Annotated in this window: 1 protein-coding gene; it reads right to left on the bottom strand. The window is 48.1% G+C overall.

The features are described from left to right. Positions 1–212 (bottom strand): ferredoxin-like domain-containing protein (locus NE637_RS15715; protein WP_256267856.1); only part of this gene is annotated, 212 nt, incomplete at both ends.

The raw sequence follows: 212 nt of genomic DNA, 5'->3' as shown, positions 1-212 counted from the left end.
CCTGCATCAGATATTCCCGCAGCGGTTCTATATTGTCATAAGGAACGCCCTGAATCTCCATCGTCAGACGAGAGGTCATTGTCACTTCTCCGCTTCCGTATAACTGCGCCGCCTCGGCAATCGTGTGCGCTTCTTCGGCTGTAATCTTTCCGTTTCTTGTGATCACACGTCCGTTAAATTTATCCGGCGTCCTTTTATCCTTTAAAAATCCA

This window comes from Desulfovibrio desulfuricans, assembly GCF_024460775.1.
Classification (GTDB): domain Bacteria; phylum Desulfobacterota; class Desulfovibrionia; order Desulfovibrionales; family Desulfovibrionaceae; genus Desulfovibrio; species Desulfovibrio desulfuricans_E.
The sequence above is the reverse complement of the archived record's forward strand: the minus strand, read 5'-3'. Positions and strand labels throughout refer to the sequence as shown.